Annotated in this window: 24 protein-coding genes; 12 read left to right on the top strand and 12 right to left on the bottom strand. The window is 63.9% G+C overall.

What is annotated here, in order from left to right; translation table 11 throughout:
• Nucleotides 1–10 precede the first annotated feature (10 nt).
• The 3 genes from AAFP30_RS16090 to AAFP30_RS16080 are packed head-to-tail and all read right to left on the bottom strand — an operon-like array spanning nucleotide 11 to nucleotide 2,321.
• Nucleotides 11–685, bottom strand: coding sequence for an SGNH/GDSL hydrolase family protein (locus AAFP30_RS16090; RefSeq protein ID WP_419230962.1), 675 nt, complete (start codon nucleotides 683–685; stop codon nucleotides 11–13).
• Entirely contained in the window at nucleotides 682–1,767 is a 1,086-nt protein-coding gene (locus tag AAFP30_RS16085) for a glycosyltransferase (protein WP_419230961.1), read from the bottom strand. The genes AAFP30_RS16090 and AAFP30_RS16085 overlap by 4 nt, the downstream gene beginning before the upstream one ends.
• A gap of 26 nt (nucleotides 1,768–1,793) precedes the next feature.
• Nucleotides 1,794–2,321 (bottom strand): WcaF family extracellular polysaccharide biosynthesis acetyltransferase, encoded by a 528-nt coding sequence (locus AAFP30_RS16080; RefSeq protein WP_419230960.1) that lies wholly within the window; start codon nucleotides 2,319–2,321, stop codon nucleotides 1,794–1,796.
• Nucleotides 2,322–2,483: 162 nt separating this feature from the next.
• On the opposite strand from AAFP30_RS16080, the gene AAFP30_RS16075 reads away from it, so the two are divergent.
• The 3 genes from AAFP30_RS16075 to AAFP30_RS16065 are packed head-to-tail and all read left to right on the top strand — an operon-like array spanning nucleotide 2,484 to nucleotide 5,952.
• The gene (locus AAFP30_RS16075; RefSeq protein ID WP_419230959.1) at nucleotides 2,484–3,731 is read left to right on the top strand and encodes a hypothetical protein; all 1,248 of its coding nucleotides are present in this window, start codon (nucleotides 2,484–2,486) and stop codon (nucleotides 3,729–3,731) included.
• Nucleotides 3,674–4,630, top strand: coding sequence for a glycosyltransferase family 2 protein (locus tag AAFP30_RS16070; RefSeq protein WP_419230958.1), 957 nt, complete (start codon nucleotides 3,674–3,676; stop codon nucleotides 4,628–4,630). The genes AAFP30_RS16075 and AAFP30_RS16070 overlap by 58 nt, the downstream gene beginning before the upstream one ends.
• Entirely contained in the window at nucleotides 4,627–5,952 is a 1,326-nt protein-coding gene (locus AAFP30_RS16065) for a lipopolysaccharide biosynthesis protein (protein WP_419230957.1), read from the top strand. Before AAFP30_RS16070 ends, AAFP30_RS16065 begins: the two co-directional genes overlap by 4 nt.
• Here AAFP30_RS16065 and AAFP30_RS16060 read toward each other — a convergent pair.
• The 3 genes from AAFP30_RS16060 to AAFP30_RS16050 form a co-directional block, all read right to left on the bottom strand.
• Nucleotides 5,891–6,241, bottom strand: a complete 351-nt coding sequence (locus AAFP30_RS16060) for a serine O-acetyltransferase (protein ID WP_419230956.1) — start codon at nucleotides 6,239–6,241, stop codon at nucleotides 5,891–5,893. The genes AAFP30_RS16065 and AAFP30_RS16060 overlap by 62 nt on opposite strands.
• A 328-nt stretch (nucleotides 6,242–6,569) precedes the next feature.
• Entirely contained in the window at nucleotides 6,570–7,136 is a 567-nt protein-coding gene (locus AAFP30_RS16055) for a YdcF family protein (protein WP_419230955.1), read from the bottom strand.
• 41 nt (nucleotides 7,137–7,177) lie between these two features.
• A complete protein-coding gene (locus AAFP30_RS16050) occupies nucleotides 7,178–8,233 on the bottom strand; it encodes an LLM class F420-dependent oxidoreductase (protein WP_419231249.1) in 1,056 nt (351 codons plus the stop codon).
• 213 nt (nucleotides 8,234–8,446) lie between these two features.
• Here AAFP30_RS16050 and AAFP30_RS16045 point away from each other — a divergent pair, with 213 nt between their 5' ends.
• The 5 genes from AAFP30_RS16045 to menE all read left to right on the top strand — a co-directional run bounded on the left by AAFP30_RS16045 (nucleotide 8,447) and on the right by menE (nucleotide 11,946).
• Entirely contained in the window at nucleotides 8,447–9,670 is a 1,224-nt protein-coding gene (locus AAFP30_RS16045; RefSeq protein WP_419230954.1) for an anion permease, read from the top strand.
• Nucleotides 9,671–9,696: 26 nt separating this feature from the next.
• Entirely contained in the window at nucleotides 9,697–9,981 is a 285-nt protein-coding gene (locus AAFP30_RS16040) for a hypothetical protein (RefSeq protein ID WP_419230953.1), read from the top strand.
• 9 nt (nucleotides 9,982–9,990) lie between these two features.
• Nucleotides 9,991–10,296, top strand: coding sequence for a DUF3349 domain-containing protein (locus AAFP30_RS16035; RefSeq protein ID WP_419230952.1), 306 nt, complete (start codon nucleotides 9,991–9,993; stop codon nucleotides 10,294–10,296).
• A gap of 148 nt (nucleotides 10,297–10,444) precedes the next feature.
• Entirely contained in the window at nucleotides 10,445–10,792 is a 348-nt protein-coding gene (locus tag AAFP30_RS16030; protein WP_419230951.1) for a DUF3349 domain-containing protein, read from the top strand.
• A 38-nt stretch (nucleotides 10,793–10,830) separates the two neighbouring features.
• Nucleotides 10,831–11,946 (top strand): o-succinylbenzoate--CoA ligase, encoded by a 1,116-nt coding sequence (gene menE, locus AAFP30_RS16025; protein WP_419230950.1) that lies wholly within the window; start codon nucleotides 10,831–10,833, stop codon nucleotides 11,944–11,946.
• Nucleotides 11,947–11,949: 3 nt separating this feature from the next.
• Here the strand turns inward: menE and AAFP30_RS16020 are convergent, their stop codons facing one another.
• Entirely contained in the window at nucleotides 11,950–13,407 is a 1,458-nt protein-coding gene (locus tag AAFP30_RS16020) for a sugar transferase (protein ID WP_419231248.1), read from the bottom strand.
• Between the two features lie 809 nt (nucleotides 13,408–14,216).
• Here AAFP30_RS16020 and AAFP30_RS16015 point away from each other — a divergent pair.
• Both AAFP30_RS16015 and AAFP30_RS16010 read left to right on the top strand, forming a co-directional pair.
• Entirely contained in the window at nucleotides 14,217–14,630 is a 414-nt protein-coding gene (locus AAFP30_RS16015; protein ID WP_419230949.1) for a VOC family protein, read from the top strand.
• 332 nt (nucleotides 14,631–14,962) lie between these two features.
• Complete coding sequence (locus tag AAFP30_RS16010) at nucleotides 14,963–16,087, top strand: DUF2235 domain-containing protein (protein WP_419230948.1); 1,125 nt, start codon at nucleotides 14,963–14,965, stop codon at nucleotides 16,085–16,087.
• Nucleotides 16,088–16,235: 148 nt separating this feature from the next.
• On the opposite strand, the gene AAFP30_RS16005 is transcribed toward AAFP30_RS16010, so the two are convergent.
• Nucleotides 16,236–16,400: an integrase core domain-containing protein gene (locus AAFP30_RS16005; RefSeq protein WP_419230947.1), complete on the bottom strand. Its 165-nt coding sequence runs from the start codon at nucleotides 16,398–16,400 to the stop codon at nucleotides 16,236–16,238.
• Between the two features lie 178 nt (nucleotides 16,401–16,578).
• Between AAFP30_RS16005 and istA the strand changes: the two genes are divergently transcribed.
• Both istA and istB read left to right on the top strand, forming a co-directional pair.
• Nucleotides 16,579–18,189, top strand: a complete 1,611-nt coding sequence (gene istA / locus AAFP30_RS16000; RefSeq protein ID WP_419230946.1) for an IS21 family transposase — start codon at nucleotides 16,579–16,581, stop codon at nucleotides 18,187–18,189.
• A 4-nt stretch (nucleotides 18,190–18,193) separates the two neighbouring features.
• Nucleotides 18,194–18,994, top strand: a complete 801-nt coding sequence (gene istB, locus AAFP30_RS15995; RefSeq protein WP_419230945.1) for an IS21-like element helper ATPase IstB — start codon at nucleotides 18,194–18,196, stop codon at nucleotides 18,992–18,994.
• Here istB and AAFP30_RS15990 read toward each other — a convergent pair.
• The 4 genes from AAFP30_RS15990 to AAFP30_RS15975 form a co-directional block, all read right to left on the bottom strand.
• On the bottom strand, nucleotides 18,899–19,159 hold the full coding sequence (locus tag AAFP30_RS15990) for an integrase core domain-containing protein (protein WP_419230944.1): 261 nt from the start codon (nucleotides 19,157–19,159) through the stop codon (nucleotides 18,899–18,901). The genes istB and AAFP30_RS15990 overlap by 96 nt on opposite strands.
• Before the next feature lie 28 nt (nucleotides 19,160–19,187).
• Entirely contained in the window at nucleotides 19,188–19,322 is a 135-nt protein-coding gene (locus AAFP30_RS15985) for a hypothetical protein (RefSeq protein WP_419230943.1), read from the bottom strand.
• The gene (locus tag AAFP30_RS15980) at nucleotides 19,310–19,738 is read right to left on the bottom strand and encodes an IS3 family transposase (RefSeq protein WP_419230942.1); all 429 of its coding nucleotides are present in this window, start codon (nucleotides 19,736–19,738) and stop codon (nucleotides 19,310–19,312) included. The genes AAFP30_RS15985 and AAFP30_RS15980 overlap by 13 nt, the downstream gene beginning before the upstream one ends.
• A 162-nt stretch (nucleotides 19,739–19,900) precedes the next feature.
• Nucleotides 19,901–20,101: a transposase gene (locus AAFP30_RS15975; protein ID WP_419230941.1), complete on the bottom strand. Its 201-nt coding sequence runs from the start codon at nucleotides 20,099–20,101 to the stop codon at nucleotides 19,901–19,903.
• Nucleotides 20,102–20,345: the final 244 nt, after the last annotated feature.

The following is a 20,345-nucleotide window of genomic DNA, read 5'->3' as shown; positions in this document are numbered from 1 at the left end:
CGCCCCCTGCTCATCTGATCCCCTCGGTACGTAGCCATGCGGCAACCTTGTCTGCGATGACCGCCTGTCCGCGGTCATTTGGTCCACTGTAGTCCGATTTCATATCCGCAAAGTTCAACCACGGTGGATCGAGGGCATTCAAGAAGGGCACACCGGCAGATTCAGCCACTTGACGGACAGCATCGGCGACCCGGCGCACTGTTTCCGGTATCTGGGGCTCGTACCACGTCGGTCCCACGACGAGCGCGCGCTGCCCGTTCATGGCAATTTTGTTCAGGACGTCCCTGACTCCGACTGCGATGGCGTTGGAGTCAGAGTCGACGAACTCGTTGTCGGCCTGCTCGGTGGCGACCAAGACGACGGGGAAGCGTGTGGCAGCAGCCCGATCTGCCTGATACGTGTATGCGTGGCCACCCGCACCGTCGGCCGCAAAGCCGGCTCCGGGCTGTGCGAGGTTGGCCACCGGCAGTCCGGTGTGCCGAGCCAGCAGAGTGGGCCACACGACGCGATTGTCGGCACCAGCCGTGACCGAGCCGCCGATGACTGCCACGCCTGCCGGATCTGGCCGGTCATTTCCAGTGGATGCAAGCACTCCAAAGGTAATCGCGACCGCCGCGAGAATTACCAGCGCAATCAGCACGCCGCGGTCCAGCCGTCGGACTCTGGCGACGACCTGCGTCATCATCGGTCCACCAGCCGTGCGTAGATGTCATCAAGACGATCTGCGATCGCGGCCATCCCACACTCGGTGTGGACCGCCGCACGGCCACGCTGACCCATGTGGACACCCTTCGCGGGTTCAGCCAAGATCCCTCCAACTGCGGTCGCCAGCGAGTCCGCAGAGTGGTCGACGACGACACCGCACCCCACGCGTTCGACCAGCGGAGCCAGCCCGCAATCGTCGGTGACCACCACCGGGATCCCGACCGACATCGCTTCCAGCACGGCCATCGGGTACGGCTCGGCGACCGATGGCAGGACGAACACCCGCGCCTGCGACATGCGCTGTGGTATCTCGGTGTGGTCAAGCGGCCCCTCCCAGGTGATCCGGGTCTCATCGGCAATCGCCTCACCAACGGTGTCCGCCTCGCCGTTGTCGGGCCCGACCAGGGTGAACCGCGCATCCACTCCGGTGGCCAGCAAGCGGTGCGCCATGTCCACAAACACCAGAGGCCGCTTGCGCGCGTGCAGCCGGGAAGCGAACAAGACCTCCGGAGTGCCGCCGGGCGGGACCACCGGGCCGGTGTAATCGGGCACGCCGTTGGGCAAGGTCTGCAGGTTGACGCCTCGGCCGCCAACTTCCCGCACCTGGGCGCGTTCCAGATCGTCGAGACAGCACACCGCACCCGCACCGCGCAGCACCGGCCGGGTCATCACCGCGTCGACCGGTCGCGCGAGTGGATGCCTTGACGGGATGACCATCCCGTGGGTCTGCAATACGTACGGCACTCCCCTGAACCGAGCCGCCCATGCGACCGGCGCGACCACCAGGTCACGGCCGAAATGCACATGGACGACGTCGAATTCGCGACCGAACCGACGAAACCATCGCCACAGACCCGGCGCACCCACCCCTGCGAAACTCTTGACGGGAATCAAGCGATGCGCGTCGAACAGTTGCACGCGCACGCCGTCGACTTCTGTCGGGACCGGGTTGTAGCCCCAGGTTCCCGCGGCCAACAGCACGTCGTGCCCGCGACGGTCCAGTTCGGCGCATAGATTGAGCGCCACGCTGGCCGGACCGCCGTAGGCACCGTCGGGGCTCAACAAACCGACTACGTGAAGAACCCTCATCACGTGATGACGGTCGGTTTCGGCGGTCGCACCACCGCGCCCGGGGGCACATCCTTGGAGATCACCGACGTTGCGCCGATCACCGCGTTGGCACCGATGGTGACACCGCGCAGCACGGTGCTGCGGGCGCACACCCACGCACCGTTTTCTAGCCGGATCGGCCCGTTGTCGAACTCGAAGGTGGGCGAATGCCGGTCATGACTGCCGGTGCAGAGGTATACGTACTGGCTGACGCACACGTCGGACCCGATCACGATGTCGTCGAGGTTGTAGAGATCGGCGTCGGTCCCGATCCAGGAGTTGTCGCCGATGGTGAGATTCCACGGCCACTGCACACGCACCCGATGCCGGATGAGCACACCCTTACCAATCTCCGCACCGAACGCACGCAGGATGGCGCAGCGGACTCGGTTGGGACACCACACTCGAGTGAAGACCGTTGACGACACAGCGACCCAGAGCGCTTGCGCGAGAAATCCGCGACGCTTGTCATAGGGGCGACCGAGTCTTGACCCCAGCGACCGCACGGGCTCCTGCTGAGCCCCTGACCCTTGCTCTGGCAACGGCAACCCCCCACTTCCATCGAAGCCCGCTGTCCGCCGATAAGACTAACCACCATTCCGCCGCCTGCACACACAAAGCGCGGGCCGTTATGGTTTCTATGCGTAGCGACCCGAGGCGGTGATGTCATGACGAGTGCCGGACTCGCGGTGGCCGGCACTCGACGGCCCCTCGACTCCACGTTGCTTGTGCATGGAGTAGTTCTCCTGCTCGGAGCGTCATCGGCGGTGCAGATCGCAAATTTCACCGTCACCGCGCTCTCAATTGTCTGTCTGGCACTGGCACCGGCATTTCTCCTCATGACCCACCGCGGAGTCGAATTGCTACCGATCCTGCTCGGGGTCCTCGGGTGGATTTCATTCCTGGCGTCATGCCTGGTGAATCACGTCGGCGTGTTGTGGCCCAATGCTGTTGCCCCCGCAGCTTTCTCGTTGTATCTCATCGGCCTGTCGGTCATCACCCGCCGCGAGGTCGACATGATCGCCACGGCACTGGCGGGAATCGGTATCGGTACCACTCTTTTCTTCCTGACCCAGGGCATCGAGCTCAGCAACGAGGGTGGATTTCTCTTCTTGTGGAAGTACGGCATTGCGCACGGCGTCACCTTGGTGCTGCTGTACGTACTGATCAAAGCCCGCCCGGGCGGCATCGCGCCGGCCCTGCTGCTCGGTGGCCTCGGAGTGATCAGTCTCGGCCTGAACTTTCGTTCGCATGCGCTCGTCTGTCTGATCGCCGCCGTCCTGCTACTCACCGGCCACTTCCTCGGCGGCCGGATCAGTCGGGGCTGGCAGTTCATCGGAGTGGCGATTTTCGGTTTGGCGTTCTCGGTGCTGATGCCGATCGCAGCCCGTGCGGGACTGTTCGGTTCGGTGTTGCAGCGCAAGACCATCGAGCAGGAGGCGACGAATCTCCCGATGCTGCTCGCTGGGCGGACCGAACCGCCGATGACCTACACGGTGATCACTGAACGTCCCCTGCTCGGCTGGGGCAGCGCCTTCAACATCACCCCCGACGTATACGCGCAGGCTGAACACAATGCGGTCAGCATCGGCTTCAGCCCCACCTTCCCCTTTGAGCTCTACTGGAGACTCCCCGTCTTCGACTACTCCGCTATGCATTCCATCCTGTTCGGATCGTGGGCGGAGGGCGGGATCGTCGCATTCTTGTTGCCGGCCTGGCTACTCGTCGCCTGCGGAGCAATTGTGTGGAATCACGGCCGGTTCGGAATCTGGGCGCCCCTGGCGCTGGTCGTGAGCCTGCAAGGTATCTGGGATCTTCTCTACGCACCCTGGACGTACAACATGGTGCCCGAATACGCGTGCATCGCATTGCTTTTCGGTGCCGTGCACTTTCGCGGGAAAATGAGCCCAGAGTGAGACCCACGGTCACCGCCGTCATTCCGACTATTGGCCGGCCAACTTTGGAGGGCGCTGTCGATTCCGTTCTCGCACAGACTTTTCCGGTGTCGGAGGTGATCGTTGTCGCAGACCGGGAAGGAACCCTACCGCTGCCCCACGACGATCGGATTGTCGTGCTCCGTTCGAGAGGTGGCCAAGGTCCGGCACGGTGCCGCCAGCAAGGTATCGACGCTGCCCGAGGGTCGGTGATCGCGTTGCTCGACGACGACGACACCTGGTATCCGGAGAAGCTCGCACGGCAGTTAAGCGCGGTCCCACAGAATGTCGACGAATGGGTGGGATCGTCGCGAGTAAGCGTGCTGGGTCCGGGCGATAAGCAACGCGTCTGGCCGCGACAGCTCATCGGCCCGCGCGATTCGGTGGCCGAGTACCTGTTCCGCCTTCGTGATCCGCACGTCGGCGGGGCGCTGCTGCAAAGCTCCACGCTGTGCTTTCCCACCGAACTCGCGCGGCAGGTTCGATGGGACAGCGACCCCGACTCGGTACACGACGAAGCGGGATGGCTGCTCGCCGTTGCCCGTTCTGTGCCGGACGTGGTGTGGTGCCAGGTGCCCGACGTCCTGAGCACTTATGACGTGCAGGGCGTATCGCTGTCTCGGAGTAGGCAGGATCGCACCGCCGAGTACGTGGGCTGGGGCCTCGGTCACCTGACCGGGGAGTCACCACGCGTGCGCGGTGACTACCTGTGTACGAGCCCGGTCAGTGCCGCGGTGTCGGCCCAGTCACCGGCCGGGGTGCTCCGCGCACTAACTGCTGGCGTCCGCCACGGGAGGCCGGGCATCGCCGCATTGCTGTATGCCGTGATGAATTTGGGACGGGCCGCAGCCCGTCGGGCAACTGCGGCCGTGGGTCGATGACGCGACAGCCCGGCCGGCTTGCCCCGCAAGAGCGACGGGCGCTCCTGGCCGGACCCGTGTACCGGGTCATCGGCACCCCGGTGGTCGCCGCACTCGGCCTGGTCAACACGGCGATCATCGTGCGCGAGACCGGACCCGAGGTCTTCGGGCTGGTCGCTCTGATCGCCACCATCACCCTGCTCCTGCCGTTCGCCGACCTCGGGATCGGCGCGACCGTGCTCAGCGCAGGCGCACAACTGAGCCAGCCCGAGCTTCGGCAAAAATCCGTCGACGTGATCCGTCGCTCGTACCAAGTGCTGTTCGGAGTTGCCGCGGCCATCGCGGTCGCGTCTGTCGTCCTGATGGCCGTGGACGGTTGGCAGGTCCTTGTCGGTTTCAGCTCCGGGGGTCAGGATCGATGGGCCATCACCGTCGCAGCTCTGATCTGGGCGTTGACCATCCCCGCGGGACTCGGGTTGCGGATTCTGATCGGCATCGACAGGAACCCTCTCGCCACGCTGGTCATGATGAGCTGTCCAGCCTTCGGGCTCTTGCTGACACTGCTGCTGTGGTCGGTCGACGTCAGTGGCATCTGGTATTGCATCTCGGCGCTGGGTGGTCTGCTGGTCGGGCAACTCGTCGGCACCGTGCTGGCTTTGCGCTTGTCCGGACTCGGGCGAAGCGCATTTGGACGAGTGTCGCGGGAGGGTGCGAAGGAACGTCTTCTGGCCGGCAGCCTGTGGCTGTTCGTCGTGGGACTCGGGCTGCCGATCGGTCTGCAGTCCGGTCGTGTTCTGCTGGCTCATCTGTCGAATCCGGAGCAGTTGTCCAGCTATTCGCTGATGGCACAGATCTACGGGATCGGCTGGTCGGTGATATCCACAGCGGGACTTGCGTATTGGCCGGTCTTCGTCAAGCGCCGCGCGGCTCGCGACGAGACCGTCCGCATGTGGTGGAGGATCACCGCGGTCTTCGCTGGAATCGCGGTGTTGGCCGCGGTGGGAATGTGGGCGCTGGGACCGTGGGCCGCGCGAATCCTATCCGGCGGGACCATCACGGTTTCGGCGTGGCTGGCGCTCGGGTTTGGTCTCTTGCTGGTGTGTCAGGCAGTACATCTACCCGCGTCGGTGCTGCTGACGCTGCCGACCGAAGCCCGGTGGCTGGCTTCCTGGACACTGCTGATGGCAGTGGTGAGTATCGGGCTGGGATGTTGGTGGGCGCCGATGTGGGGCGCGACGGGAGTCGTCACCGCCGCCGCGCTGGCGATTCTCTGCGCCCAGATCATCCCCGATCTGAGCTGGACCCCGCGACTGGTTCGCCGTCGGCCATCGGCGAACGCCTGAGCAGGGTCGCCTCCGGCGCCACCACCGTCTCGCCCGGCCCTACGTCGTGCAGCACCGTCGCATTCGCGCCGACGGTGGACCCGTCGTGCAGCGTTATCGGTCCGAGCACGACGGCCCCGGCACCGACGCGGACATGGTCGCCAAGAGTGGGTCGGCCGACAGCGTTGTGGCCAATCGTCACCTGCTGGTTGATCCAACAGTGATGTCCGATGGACTCCGCGGTGACGATTGTGCCGAGTCCGTGCTGGATGAACAGGGCGGGACCGATGTCGTCGGCATCGAGGACCAACGTCGAACTGGGACTATAAAGGGCTCGCAGCGGGAGCCGAAAAGGCATTGGGAGACAACGCAACCGGAGATGAAGAAGGGATCGGAACTCACTCAGCGCTCCCACGAGAAACGCGAATTGACGATAGCGGCTCAGTCGACGTAGGTCGTCAGACCCGATGCACTCCATCCACCAGTCGACATCCGCGACGACGACGTCACGGGCCGCCGAACGCGACGCAGCGACCCACAGTGGAAACACTCCGACACACGCCAGACCCATCTTGAACCCGCTCCGACGACGCGTCATGAGGCTGATGTTACGCAGCCATCGGGGCTGTCGCGGCCAGTCAACATCCGGGGCTGAGCGCGGCGCGAAGATATCCAGCGGCCTGATATGCGTATTGTTCGATCCATTCCCAGACGCTTATCCGGGTCCGACTCGGAACCATGATCAGTTCGCCGTCGTAGCACTTCTGCAGGATGTAGCGGGCGCGCGAGACATGCGGGCGGTAGGTCACGACGATGACGGCCTGCCAGTCGAACTGCTCGGCGAGTCGCTGCAACTCCTCGGCTTCGCCGCGGGTGGCCGCCGGGTCCGGAACGAAACACCGCAGGTCGAGGTCGGCGTGCGGCTCATGGCAGTAGGACCACAGCCACGGATCACGAGGCCCGTTGGGATTCGACACCACCAGGGTGGGCGCCCAGCCTTGCTCCTCGAGTTCGAATCCGACCTTGTATCGGTCGTAACCGCTACCACCCAGCACGAAAATCGCGTCCGCCGGACGCAACTCGTCGGTTTGTGGATGCACGACGACGGGCATCCCCGCCGCTGCGATCAGGATGAGGACCAACGCGATGAGAAGGCCACCTCGTGCCGCCATGCGACCGCGGGCCCGGCCAGTCCTTCGCCCCATCCTATAACCGTAGGGTCCGCAGCGGCGATGCGTCGGGTTGCTTACCCCCCGAACACACCCCGCAGTTCCTCCATGTCGGCAACCCGCTCCTTGTGCGTCTCCGCCACCGGCGCAGCCAGGATGCACGTGACGCCGGCTTCCTGGAACGCCGCGGCCCGCTCGGCCACTTCCGAGCGCGACCCGATCAACGACATCGACCGCACCAGATCCTCCGGCACCGCCTCGGCTGCTTCTTGCTTCTTGCCGTCGAGATAGAGGTCCTGAATCAGCTTGGCCTCTTCGACATAACCGTAACGCTGCGCGAGGGTGTTGTAGAAGTTCTTGCCGCGAGCCCCCATACCGCCGATATAGAGGGCGGCGTGATGACGCACGAGGGTCAGCGCCTTCTCGACCTCCTCCTTGTCGTCGGAGATCCGCGCGGTCGCCTGCACGACAATCTTCAGCTCCCCCAGCGACGGATCGCGCTTGGCCTTACCGGCGGCGAGCGCTTCACCGAACGCGGACTGGATCTGCTCGGGGTTGAACAGGATCGGCTGGAACTCCTCGAACAGCTCGGCGGCGAGCTCGGTGTTCTTCGGGCCGATCGCGGCCAGCAGCATCGGGATGCGGTCGCGGACGGGGTGGTTGATGATCTTGAGCGGCTTGCCCAGCCCGCTGCCGCCGTCGTCCTTGGTCAGCGGGAGGGTGTAGTACTTGCCGCGGTACTCGACCTTGTCGCGGCGCCACACCATGCGGCAGATCTCGGCATGCTCGCGGGCGCGGCCGACCGGGAAGTCGTACTTGACGCCGTGGAAGCCCTCGATCACCTGCGGGCCCGACGCACCGATACCCAGCACCGCGCGGCCGCCACTGATGTAGTCGAGGCCTGCGGCAGTCATCGCCAAGTTGGTGGGGGTGCGGGAGAACATCGGCAGGATGGCCGTCTGCAGTTCCATCTTCTCGGTCTTGGCGGCGATGTAGCCGAGTTGGCTGACCGCGTCGAAGCTGTAGGCCTCCGGGACCGCGATCCGACCGACGCCGGCCTTCTCGAAGTCCGACAGATTATTGATCGTTTCGCGGAAGTCGCCCGCGTAGTTGATGGGCATTCCCAGCGTCATCGCAGCAGTCATGATCGGATTCTTCCACAGCCGTTCACCCCCGATTTCGCAACCCGAATCCCCGCGTACCCTCGGTTCGATGGACGGTTGGAATCGACTTGATGAACAACGGATGAACACCTGGCGCAAACAGGGAAACACGCAGGTCAAGTAGGGACTTTCGGCAGACCGAAAATTACACGAAAACCCGCCCCGCGCCGCATGATTACTCCCATGAGCGCAGAGATGCTGATCCTGGTGCTGTTGGTGGTCACAGCACTGGGATTCGACTTCACCAACGGCTTCCACGACACCGGAAATGCCATGGCCACTTCCATCGCCACCAAGGCCCTCAAGCCGAAGACGGCGGTCACCCTCGCAGCCATCCTGAACCTCGTCGGCGCGTTCCTCTCGGTGGAGGTCGCAGCGACCATCACCAAGGACATCCTCAAGGTTCAGACCAGCTCCGGTGAGCTGATTCCGAGCATCACCCCGACGACCGGGTTGGTCATCATCTTCGCCGGCCTCGTCGGCGGCATCCTGTGGAACCTGCTGACGTGGCTGTTCGGCCTGCCGTCGAGCTCCTCGCACGCGCTGTTCGGTGGCCTGATCGGCTCGGGCATCGCTGCACTGGGCGCCTCCGGCGTCAACTGGAGCGGCATCCTCAACAAGATCGTCATCCCAGGCCTGCTGGCCCCGGTGATCGCCTGCCTGGTCGCCACCTGCGGCACCTTCCTGATCTACGCGATCACCAAGGGCATCATGGAAGCCCGCAAGGAGCAGGGCTTCCGGTACGGGCAGATCGCGTCCGCCTCCCTGGTCGCCCTCGCCCACGGCACCGGCGACGCCCAGAAGACGATGGGTGTCATCGCGCTGGCCATGATCACCACCGGCCACCTGTCGGCCTCCTCGGTCTCCGAAGGTCTGCCGCTGTGGATCGTGTTCAGCTGCGCCATCGCCATCGCGCTGGGTACCTACGTCGGCGGCTGGCGCGTCATCCGCACCCTCGGCAAGGGCCTGGTCGAGATCCAGTCGCCGCAGGGCATGGCCGCCGAGGCATCGTCGGCCGCGATCATCCTCACCTCGAGCGCCGCCGGTATGGCTCTCTCGACCACCCAGGTCGCCACCGGTTCGATCCTCGGTTCGGGCCTGGGCAAGAAGGGCGCCAAGGTGCGCTGGTCGGTGGCCGGACGCATGGCCGTCGCCTGGGTCATCACCCTGCCGTCGGCCGGTGTGGTGGGCGCGGTCAGCTTCTGGATCGCCAACGGCATCGGCGGTGCCGCCGGCGCCATCGTGATCTTCGCGATCCTCGTTGCTCTGTCCTTCGCCATGTACTGGAAGGCGCAGCAGCAGAAGGTCGATTCGCACAACGTCAACGCCGAATGGGACGAGGCCACCAACAGCGTGGTGCCTGCCAACGTGCGTGACGACGCCCCCGCCCCGACGCAGAGCGTCTGACCTTCCAAGACAAAGGAATCACCCTCATGAGTGAATTCGAGGCCATCGCCAAGGTCCTGGTCATCGGCTTGATCTTCGGGGCCGGTCTGCCCGCGCTGTTCGCCGTCGGGATGCGCGCCTACGCCGCCGGCGAAGGCGGCACCGACGCCAACGGCGCTGTGCACGCACCGAATCCGGCCCTGAAGTACGTCGGCTGGTTCTTGTTCATCCTCATCTCGGCCATCATCGTGATCGCCGTGCTGTGGATCGCCCGCAACAGCATCAACTACCACCTGGGAATCAACCTGTTCCCGTGGGCACCGAAGAAGTAGGGGGACCGTGTGACCGAGGCCAATAAGTTCGACGCTGTCCTCACCTGGCTGCGCGCCGGGTACCCCGAGGGTGTCCCGCCCAAGGACTACTTCCCGCTGCTGGCACTGCTCGCCCGCACGCTGGACGACGACCAGATCACCAAGGCCATCTTGACCCTGGTCGCCGAACATGGGCACGAGCCGGTCACGGAGGACCGCATCCAGGACGCGATCGCCCAGGTCACCAACGAGGCACCGAACTCCGAGGAGATCAACCAGGTCGCGAGCCGACTGGCCGCGGTCGGCTGGCCGCTGGACTCGACGGTCAGCGTCTGATCTGACCATCCCGAAGTTCCTCAACTGTGGCGCCGGCAACGGCGCCACAGTCGTGTGCACCACTAGACTGACGAACGCGCACGCGTTTGTCCGTTCGCATCGATCTGCGGGGAGGTCGATCGCCTGAACGAGAGGGAGGGAATCGTCCATGGATCGTCTGCAGTTCCTGCAACGTATCGTCGACTGGCTGCGTGCGGGCTACCCCGACGGGGTGCCCCAGGCCGATTACATTCCCCTCGTCGCCATCCTCCGTCGTCAGCTCTCCGACGACGAGGTCGAAAAAGTCTCGGCCCACCTCATCGCGGCCTCCCCTCCCCCACCCGAGCCGATCTCCAAGATCGACGCCGGGGTGCTGATCTCCAAGGTCACCCACGAGATGCCACACGACGACGACATCGACCGCGTCCGACGTCATCTCGAGGCGGCCGGCTGGCCGTTCGACGACGCGCCCCTCGGTGAACCGACCCAACCGGATGATCCCGAGGATCTGTCCTGAGAACCCTTGACGCCCTGATCCTTCCGGCCCATCCCGGGGTGCTCGAGAGAATCGACGTACTACAGGCCGCACTCGCGGGCGAGGTGGCGTTCCTGCCCGTTCCCGACGAGTCCACGGAGGCCGCGCGGCTGAGCGAAGCTCTCGCAGTCGGCGCACCGATCGGCGACGACATCTCGCTCGTCGTATCCACCTCAGGCACCACCGGAACCCCGAAAGGTGCTCAGCACACCCCGAATTCGCTGGCGGCATCCGCCCAAGCCACCCACTCATATCTCGGCGGCGACGGCATCTGGTTGCTCGCGCTCCCGCCGCATCACATCGCCGGACTGCAGGTGTTGTTGCGTTCCCTGCGAGCCGGTTTCACGCCGTCGGTCCTCGACCTGCGTGATGGTTTCGACCCGTCGGTGTTTGCCCGAGCCGTCCATGACCTTGACGGGCCACACCGGTATTCGTCGCTGGTGCCGGGGCAACTCCTGAAGGCGCTCGACGCCCCGGATGCCGTGCGCGCGCTACGCGAACTCGACGGACTGCTGATTGGCGGCGCCGCCACTCCCCTCCCCCTGCAACGCCGGGCCGCCGACGAAGGCGTACCCATCGTCCGGACCTACGGCATGAGCGAGACCGCCGGCGGCTGCGTCTACGACGGAGTACCGCTCGACGGGGTCACCATCCGGATCGACGACCCCAACCCCGACGGCGTGGGTCGCGTGGTCCTGGGCGGTTCGGTGGTGGCGCACGGCTACCGGAACCAGCCGCAGCATCCCGCCTTTGCCGAACCGGGCTGGTTCCGCACCGACGATCTCGGTCGGGTCGACGAGCACGGTGTGCTGTCGATCGTGGGCCGCGCCGACGAGGCGATCTCCAGCGGCGGGCTGACGATCGTGCCGCAGGTGGTGGAGGCGGTGATCGTCGAGGACCCGGCAGTCGCCGAGTGCGCCGTCGTGGGCATGCCGGATGAGCGGCTTGGTGAGCGAGTGGTCGCGTTCGTGGTGGCCGCGGACGGGCAGCACGTGAACGCGGACCGGATCCGCGGTGCGGTCGCCGAACGGCTCGAGAAGTATGCCGCGCCGCGGGAGGTCGTGGTTATCGACTCGCTCCCGCTGCGCGGCCCGGGGAAAGTAGATCGTCGGGCGTTGCGCGAACAACGCGCTTGATGGTCAGTAAGCGCCGTCTTTGCCGACCACCGCGCGGAACGTACGCCACATGATGACGAGGTCCTGCATGATCGACCAGTTCTCCACGTAGGAAAGATCAAGGCGCACGGCCTCTTCCCATGGCAGATCCGAGCGGCCGGACACCTGCCACAGTCCGGTCATGCCCGGCTTGACCAACATGCGGCGGGCGACGCGGCCGTCGTACTTCTCGACCTCTTCCGGTAGCGGCGGACGTGGGCCGACCAGACTCATGCTGCCGTTGATGACATTGAACAGCTGGGGCAGTTCGTCGAGGCTGTAGCGGCGGATGACCGTTCCCACTCGGGTGACCCGCGGATCATCGCGCATCTTGAAGAGGAGGCCTGCGCCTTCGTTGGAGGCGGCGAGGTCTGCCTTGCGTTTGTCGGCGTCGACCACCATCGAGCGGAATTTCCACATCTTGAAGTGCTGGTTGTTGACGCCAACGCGCGTCGCCCGGTAGAAGACCGGTCCGCGCGAATCGATCTTGATGGCGACGGCCACCCCGAGAAGCACCGGCGCAAGCAGCATGAGAACAAACGTCGAACCGACGCGGTCGACGAAAGCCTTCCGGAATCGGTTGGCTCCCTCGTAGCGCGGACGATCGATGTGGAGCAGTGGCAACCCCGCAACCGGTCGGACCATCATGCGGGGGCCTGCGACGTCGGTAACTCCCGGCGACACCATCATGTCGACGTCCATACCCTGCAGATCCCAGGACAGTTCCTGCATCGCCTCGTGTCCCAGTGCATCTGCCGATGTCACCGCAACTGTGGTCGCGCCCGAAGCGGACACCGCCACCATCACGTCGTCGAAGTCGCCATACACCGGAATCGAGTCACCCGACTTGGCGTGAACTGATGCCGATCCGATCGGAAGGCACGCTCCGATGACTCGGTATCCCAGCGACGGTGTTTGCTGTAACCGATCGACGAGGTGGTTGACGGATTTCGATTCGCCCACCACCAGCACTCTTTCGAGATACTTGCCGCGGGCACGTTGAGCCGTCAGCCTCTTGCGCCAAGCCCACCGCGAAGCCAGCAAGGCGAGGGTGCCCAAGGGCAAGGCAAGAGCAAAGTATCCGCGTGAAACGTCGATTCGGAACGCCAGCACGATGATCGCCATAAGACCGAAGATCGAGAAGCAAGCGGTAGCGACTCGGCTGTACTCCTGCGTACCGGAACCGATGATGCGGCGATCGAGAGTCTGATAGATACGCAAAGCCGCCAACCATCCGATGATCAGCAGGATCGATACGTACGTCACTGGCAAGCCTGCGCCGAAGCGCTTATCAGCAGGGTCGGCGCCGAAGCGGATCCACTGGGCAAGGAAGACCGCAGCCGTCACCACTACCGCATCGGTCCACGCAACCGTCGTCAAATAGCGTTGTATCCACGGGTGCGCGATGTACTGCGCTGCCACACGAAGGGAGCGGCGCCGGATACTACCCCCGACACCAACCGGTTGAGCCGTCGCATCCTGCTCGGACGAACCCTGTACCACCACGGGCGTACTCCCCAAGTGTCGAGATTGAACAAAGGAATCGCTGATCGGAACTCCTACGTCAGCCAATCAGCGGGCCAGCTGACGCGGGCACGTCGATCAACTATCGCAAGACTGGAATTTACTTCATCGTAGCGGCAGCGGCAACCGAAATCGCCGCCGCTGATCATCTATGTGAATGGGGGCTAGTTCTGTAGCGCATGGTGGTGATGGTGCCATAACGGGATGTCGGATTCCGCGAATTAGATGTTACTAATCTGTTCAAATGCCTCCTCAGCCGACACTGGGAGCAATCTGCAGCGGTTTGCTAGGGAAGCGAATTAATGTTGCCCGCGCCTTGGTCATTCACCCATCCGACGACCGTCCCGACCTGTGGCGCGATCTCCCGATACACACGCTCGAAATCGCCCTCGGCCGCCCCATCGGATCGGCGATGTCGAGCCGACCGGCGTTGGTGTCGATGCGCCCGCGCGCTCCCATGATCTCCGCCAGCGATCCTATCGTCGTCAACTCGTGAACTCGATCAAGGTGAATGCCCGCTTCCATCGCGCCGGCAGCGCTTGTTGGACCGCGGCGCGGTGCTCGCGCGTCAGGCAGAGGACGACATCACTGTCGGAGATCATCGGCGGCCGGAGATAGCGGGACTCGAAGCCGTGCGGATCAAGCCGGCGACGAGAGGTTGCATGCCGTGCCTGCAACGCCCCGAAGCCACTAGACGCCCTCCCGCCGAGCATGATTGAGTCGCCACTATGGTGATCGATCACATTTGTTTCGCTGTTCCCGATATTCAGGCCGCGATCACGTACTGGAACGACGTCTTCGGCTATCGTCAGTCCACCGGAATCGTTACCAACACCCTACAGGGGGTGCGTGTCTCCTTCCTCGTCAAGGAGGAGAGCCTACCGATCAAACTCATTGAGCCAGTGCCCGATAACGCCGCCCTTCAGAAGGCGGTCAGTCGCGGTGGCGGATTCCACCACATCTGCTTCAAATGCGACGACGTCGAAATCGAAATCGACAACCTGAGCGCCAAAGGACTTCGCACGCTGGTGCAACCCCAGCCCGGGGAAGCGTTCAACAACCACGCCATCGCCTTCATGCGCGCCCGCTACGGGCTCAACTTCGAGCTGATCGACACCGATGAGCGAGCTGGTTTGCTCTGACTCGAACGCAGCACAGTCTCGTCGAACACTTCACGCCGTTCTCGTCCAACTCCGCTGTCCAGTCCCAAGGCTCCTTTCCGGGTCACCGCGCTCTAGAGCGTGAAGCCCAGTCCGCCACTACCCGCACCTGCGGTTCGATCTCTCCGTAGACCCGCTAGAAGTCCTCCCGAGGCTGACCCATCGGGTCGGCGATGTCCAGCCATGAGGCGGGCCGGGTTTTCGATCTGGAGTCGTGAAGGCCACTCTCGAATCGCTCCGCAGCAGTACCGAAGACCGTTGGACACGCTACGTTTTCTGGTCAGTGAACCAACGAAGTCAAGGAGACTGCAGGGATGGCCGCGACACCGACCAGTTCGACAGACAACGGACGCAACATCATCATCTGCCTCGACGGCACTAAGAACGAGCCCGAGCAAGGCAGCACCAATGTCGCACGCCTCTTCGACATCTGCGTCAAAAACGACGGGCAGTTGGCCTACTATGACCCGGGCGTGGGGACGATGGGTGCGCGCGGCGCGGTCACCCGGCTGGGGAAGTCGGTGACGCGCGGGTGGGGCCTCGTCGCGGGGTACGGCGTGAAAGAGAACCTCGAAGAAGCGTATACGTATCTCGCGAACAACTACCGAAAGAATGATCGAGTCTTCGTGTTCGGATTCTCCCGCGGGGCCTACACCGCGCGAGCGTTGACCGGGATGCTGTCGACAATCGGATTACTGCGACCGGGTGCAGAGAATCTCACGCCGTATGCAGTCAAGCTGTATGCGCAGAACAGCGGGAAGGCCGGTACCCGAGAATACTTCGAACCACGCGATAAGTTCCGAAACAGATTTGGCAACCCGGACTTTCCGCGTACATTCAACACGTCAACCAAGCAGGTGCATTTTCTCGGTGTCTGGGACACCGTCAAGTCTGTCGGTGCCCTCAACTGGCGGGCGGGGTTCGAAGAGTCGCGCTGGCCGTACACAGCGAAGATCACGAATATCAACATTGCCCGCCACGCGATGGCCCTCGACGAACGCCGACGACCGTACCCGTGTTACCGGTTCGACTCCTCGACCGTGCAGCAATTCGAGGGCAGGCACCGTGAAGTCTGGTTCCCAGGTGTACACAGTGACGTGGGAGGTCAGTTTAGTGATGACCATCGTGCTTCTGACGTCGCGTTCGACTGGATGCTACGCGAAGCACACGACGCCGGACTGAAGGTCAGCCCGCAGAAGTACTCGTCACTGATGTCCACTCCGTTCTCCACCGGACTGGCCGCCGGTCACGCCATCGATGGCTGTCTGCATCGCAACGGGCTTGCGTGGATCTTGGCCGGCGGTTGGAAATCTCGTCGGCCCTTGGCGGGCGACCTTGTTCACCCCACCGTTCGGACGTGGATGGAGAACGGCAACGCCGGCACGTCGTACACGCCGAACCTCGGACCCGAGCCCAGATGGCTTGACGTCAGCGAATAAGCTCCTGCCCATCGCCGTCGGCTGACGCGACTCGCTTTGTCTGTCCGCCGAACAGGTTGGTTATCCGAGTTGCTCAGAGCATGGCAGTGGTGGCAGGACCCCGATAGTCGGTCCGGTCTGTTCTAGAGCCAGTCCTTCTTGTGGTTGATCAGTCGATCTCGCAGCCCACGGGATGGTGCCTGTGGGTGCATCCGGCAGCGTACTCGGCAGGCGTCTTGTAGCCCAGCGCTGAGTGCCGGTGTCGATGGTTGTGGTCGTCTTTGAAGTCGCCGATGACCACCCGGGCCTCGAGCAGCGTGGCCCAGTGTGTCATTTGCCACCGTGAAGGGACCACCCTGGGCTGATTGTTTGCCATGAGGATGGGACCACCTGGATTGCCAGTTATGGGACCACCGGCGCGTCGCGTCGGTGGTTCTTCATTTTGTCCGTTGACTCGGTCGTGACTGTCTGTCACGGAAGGGGTCGACGGCGTGGGCTACCGGGAGGTTGCAGTGGAAGAGATCAGGGAAGTGTTGCGGTTGTGGCTGGGGCTGGCGGTGGGGTTGCCGGCGCCGGGACTGCGCACGATCGCCGCGCATGCCGGGGTGGACAGGAAAACGGTGAGGCGATACGTCGAGGCGGCGCAGGCGGCGGGGTTGACTCGTGATGCCGGGGCGGCGGCGATCACCGAGGAGTTGATCGGTGCGGTCGTGGCCGGGGTGCGTCCAGTGCGGCCGAATGGTCATGGTCAGGCGTGGGAAGCGTTGGTGCCGTTCACCGATCAGATCACGGCATGGGTGAAAGGTGGCACTAAGGATCAGCCAGAACCGTTGACAGTGACCAAGATTCAGATCTTGCTGACTCGTCGGGGGTGTGTGGTGCCGTATCGCACACTGGTGCGGTTCGCCACCGAATGCTGCGGGTATCGGCGCACCACGACCACCGTGCGGATCGTCGACGGGGATCCCGGGATGGAATGCCAGATCGATTTCGGCTACCTCGGAATGCTCGACGATGAGGCAACAGGGAAGCGCCGCAAAGTATTTGCCCTGGTGTTTACCGCGGTGTACTCGCGGCACACCTACGTGTGGCTCTCGCACACCCAAACCCTGTCGGCGATCCTGGACGGCTGTGCGGCGGCGTGGGAGTTCTTCGGCGGCGTGTTCACCGTGCTGATCCCTGACAACATGAAACCCATTGTCACCCAGCCCGATAAAGTCAACCCAGTCCTGACCCGCGGCTGGCTGGACTACACCGCGCACGCCGGGTTCGTCACCGACACCGCCAGAGTTCGTGCACCACAAGACAAACCGAGGGTAGAACGCACAATTCACTACGTGCAGAACAACTTCTGGGCCGGCGAGAACTTCCCCGATCTCGAGACCGCACAGAGTGCCGCGGTGCGGTGGTGTGAGCAGACCGCCGGTCTGCGGATGCACGGCACCACCGCCGCCGCGCCGGCGGTGGTGTTCGCCTCCGACGAACGCCCACAGTTGTTACCGATACCAGCCGCCTACGATGTGCCGGTCTTCAAACAGGTGAAGGTACACAGAGACTTTCACGCCTCAGTCGGCCGAGCACTGTATTCGTTACCCGAGACGTGGATCGGGTCGACCCTCGATGTGCGCCTCGACAGTCAGACGGTCAAGTTCTATCACCGCGGCAGCTTGGTCAAACAACATCCCCGCCAGCCCGCCGGTGGGCAGAGCACCGATCCCCATGATTATCCCGCCGACAAAGCCGCCTACGCACTGCGCAACATCAGCAAGCTGGTGGCCACCTGCGAGCACTACGGGCTCCATATCGGCATCTACGCGGCCCGTATCGTCGATAATCCACGCCCCTGGACCCGAGTACGCGCGGTGTATGTGTTGATCGGCCTGGTGGGCACCTACGGGCCCGGACCGGTCGACGCTGCCTGTGCCACCGCCCTGGACTTCGACGTGATCGCGGTGCCCAAGATCTCCTCGATGCTCCAACAGGCCATGGAGAAGACCACCCCGATCATGCCGTCGACCGCCGGCTCAGGACCGTCGCGCTTTGCCCGCGATCCTGCCGAATACGCCACCACCACAACACCGTTGGCACTTGTTCCCCACCGCGACACCACCATTCAGGAGTGAATCCATGACCCGCACGCACACCACCAATCTGCCCGAACCCGTCGGCGCCGACATGATCGGACTGCTCAAAGCCCTCAAACTCGGCGCCTTGGCCGACACCCTGCCCCAACGCGCGGCCCTGGCGCGCCAACACAAGACCTCACACCTGACGTTCCTGCAACAGTTGCTCGCCGATGAGGTCTCGCGCCGTGAGTCGAGTTCGGCGGCGCGGCGCTCGGCCAAAGCCGGTCTCGACCCCGTCATGCGGATCGATACCTGGTGCGCGGCAGACGATTTACGCTATGACCGCACCCTGCTCGAAGACCTCACCACCCTGCGGTTCATCGACGCCGGCCACTCCGCCATCCTGCTCGGGCCGGTCGGAGTCGGCAAAACTCATCTAGCAAATGCGTTGGGCCACATGGCCATCGGCCGCCGCAAAACGGTGCTGTTCGCCCGGGCGGACAAACTGTTCCACCGCCTCAAAGCTGCCCGCCTCGACAACAGCGTCGACGCCGAACTGCGCCGGATCACCGCCGTGGATGTCCTCGTCGTCGACGACTTCGCGCTCCGGCCGCTCGACGCGACCGAAACCAACGACTTCTACGAACTCGTCGTCGAACGCCACCAGGCCAAGACCACAATCATCACGTCCAACCGGGAACCCGCTGAATGGCTCACCATGACCGCCGACGCCCTGCTCGCCCAATCAGCCATCGACCGCCTCACCTCACGCGCCCACACCCTGGTCATCAAAGGCCCGTCCTACCGCCAACGACACCGCCCCGGACTTGACCTGCCAGACCCGGCAGAGCATCCTCAATAACGCGCCAAGGTGGTCCCATGCTCGTGGCAATCCAGGTGGTCCCATAGCGGTGGCAAATGACACCCAGTGGTTGCGGTTAAGACACTCGTCGCGCATCCGGTTGTTGAACGACTCGATGAAGCCGTTGTTCCACGGCGTGCCGGGCGGAATGTAGGAGATCCCCACCGACCCTGCGCAATAGCTCGTCAGCGCCTCAGAAATGAACTGGAGGCCCGTTATCCATGCGCAGCACCAGCGGCGGGCCACCCCAGATCGCGAAGACCTTCTCCAACTCCTCGATCAACCGCTGCGCGGTGATCGACCGATCGACGATGTTCAGCAACGACATGCGGGTGTGTTCATCGACCATGGACGCGATCTTGACTGCTTCCCGTCTGTGGTGGAGTCGAACTGAAAGTCCAATGTCCACACCACTTTTGGGGCATCAGCATCGATGATTGGCACCGACGACTGGCCCGCCCGTTTGCGGCGGGGAGCGCGGCGGACCTGCAATCCTTCCTCCTTCCACAGCCGGTGGATCTTCTTCTTGTTGATCTGCGCGCCCTCGTCGAACCGCAGCCATGCCCACGCCCGCCGGAACCCGTGACGAGGATTCTTGCGGGCGTAAGTGCGTAACTGTTCACGAAGTCCTGAGTCCGGGTCGGTGGGTGTCTGCGCCTGCGGCAGGCGTCGGTAGGTGGAGCGGGAAAGCCCAACAGCCTTGCACGCCAACCGTTCTGACATCCCCATGGTGGTCTTGAGCATGTCGATGGCGGCGCGTTTGGCGGTCGGGCTCAGAATTTTCCCTTCGCCACCTCCCGCAAAGCGTCTTTCTCCAACTCCGCCTCGGCGAGCAGCCGCTTGAGCCGGCTGTTCTGCTCGCGTAGTTCCTTCAGTGGAAATGGCACGACCAGGAACGGTTGAACGTCAACGGTTCCGGCATCTCGCTTCCTTGGCGGCATCGGCGTCCATGCCGCCGTACTGGCGGCGCCAGTTGTAGAGGGTCGCCGCCGACACCTCGAGTTCGCCGGCGATCTGTTCGCCGGTCCTGCCCTCCGCAGCCAACTCATCCGCGCGCCGCAGCTTGCGCACGATGTCCTCGGCCGAGTGACGCTTACGTCCTGCCATGTTCCTCATCGTCCCTTCTCCGCCCTCACCAGGGCAATCAGGACTCCAAAACAAGCCGGACCGATCTACGGGGGACACGCCAAACCCCCGCGTCGTCAAACGCAAGTACGTGAAATGGCACGTCAAACGTGCCCACCACGCCTACTGGCCGCAACCAACACAGGCACCGATCTACACATCCGCACCCCTTAACTGAACGGTATTGAGGCTAGCCAAGCACCAATACCGAACTCGCGCGCTCGGT

Origin of the sequence: Gordonia sp. CPCC 205515 (assembly GCF_048537925.1) — a bacterium.
Lineage (GTDB): Bacteria > Actinomycetota > Actinomycetes > Mycobacteriales > Mycobacteriaceae > Gordonia.
Note: the sequence above shows the minus strand (reverse complement) of the source record. Positions and strands in the feature narration are given on the sequence as shown.

What these genes read in the sequence shown, in the direction of transcription:
- AAFP30_RS15980 (WP_419230942.1), bottom strand. Translation starts at nt 19,738, where the DNA reads ATGCTCAAGACCACCATGGGGATGTCAGAACGGTTGGCGTGCAAGGCT.
- AAFP30_RS16005 (WP_419230947.1), bottom strand. Translation starts at nt 16,400, where the DNA reads ATGACACACTGGGCCACGCTGCTCGAGGCCCGGGTGGTCATCGGCGAC.
- AAFP30_RS16050 (WP_419231249.1), bottom strand. Translation starts at nt 8,233, where the DNA reads ATGACGCTGGGAATGCCCATCAACTACGCGGGCGACTTCCGCGAAACG.
- AAFP30_RS16015 (WP_419230949.1), top strand. Translation starts at nt 14,217, where the DNA reads ATGGTGATCGATCACATTTGTTTCGCTGTTCCCGATATTCAGGCCGCG.
- AAFP30_RS16040 (WP_419230953.1), top strand. Translation starts at nt 9,697, where the DNA reads ATGAGTGAATTCGAGGCCATCGCCAAGGTCCTGGTCATCGGCTTGATC.
- AAFP30_RS16075 (WP_419230959.1), top strand. Translation starts at nt 2,484, where the DNA reads ATGACGAGTGCCGGACTCGCGGTGGCCGGCACTCGACGGCCCCTCGAC.
- AAFP30_RS16065 (WP_419230957.1), top strand. Translation starts at nt 4,627, where the DNA reads ATGACGCGACAGCCCGGCCGGCTTGCCCCGCAAGAGCGACGGGCGCTC.
- AAFP30_RS15985 (WP_419230943.1), bottom strand. Translation starts at nt 19,322, where the DNA reads ATGTCGTTGCTGAACATCGTCGATCGGTCGATCACCGCGCAGCGGTTG.
- AAFP30_RS16090 (WP_419230962.1), bottom strand. Translation starts at nt 685, where the DNA reads ATGATGACGCAGGTCGTCGCCAGAGTCCGACGGCTGGACCGCGGCGTG.
- istB (WP_419230945.1), top strand. Translation starts at nt 18,194, where the DNA reads ATGACCCGCACGCACACCACCAATCTGCCCGAACCCGTCGGCGCCGAC.
- AAFP30_RS16055 (WP_419230955.1), bottom strand. Translation starts at nt 7,136, where the DNA reads ATGGGGCGAAGGACTGGCCGGGCCCGCGGTCGCATGGCGGCACGAGGT.
- AAFP30_RS15975 (WP_419230941.1), bottom strand. Translation starts at nt 20,101, where the DNA reads ATGGCAGGACGTAAGCGTCACTCGGCCGAGGACATCGTGCGCAAGCTG.
- AAFP30_RS16030 (WP_419230951.1), top strand. Translation starts at nt 10,445, where the DNA reads ATGGATCGTCTGCAGTTCCTGCAACGTATCGTCGACTGGCTGCGTGCG.
- AAFP30_RS16045 (WP_419230954.1), top strand. Translation starts at nt 8,447, where the DNA reads ATGAGCGCAGAGATGCTGATCCTGGTGCTGTTGGTGGTCACAGCACTG.
- AAFP30_RS16010 (WP_419230948.1), top strand. Translation starts at nt 14,963, where the DNA reads ATGGCCGCGACACCGACCAGTTCGACAGACAACGGACGCAACATCATC.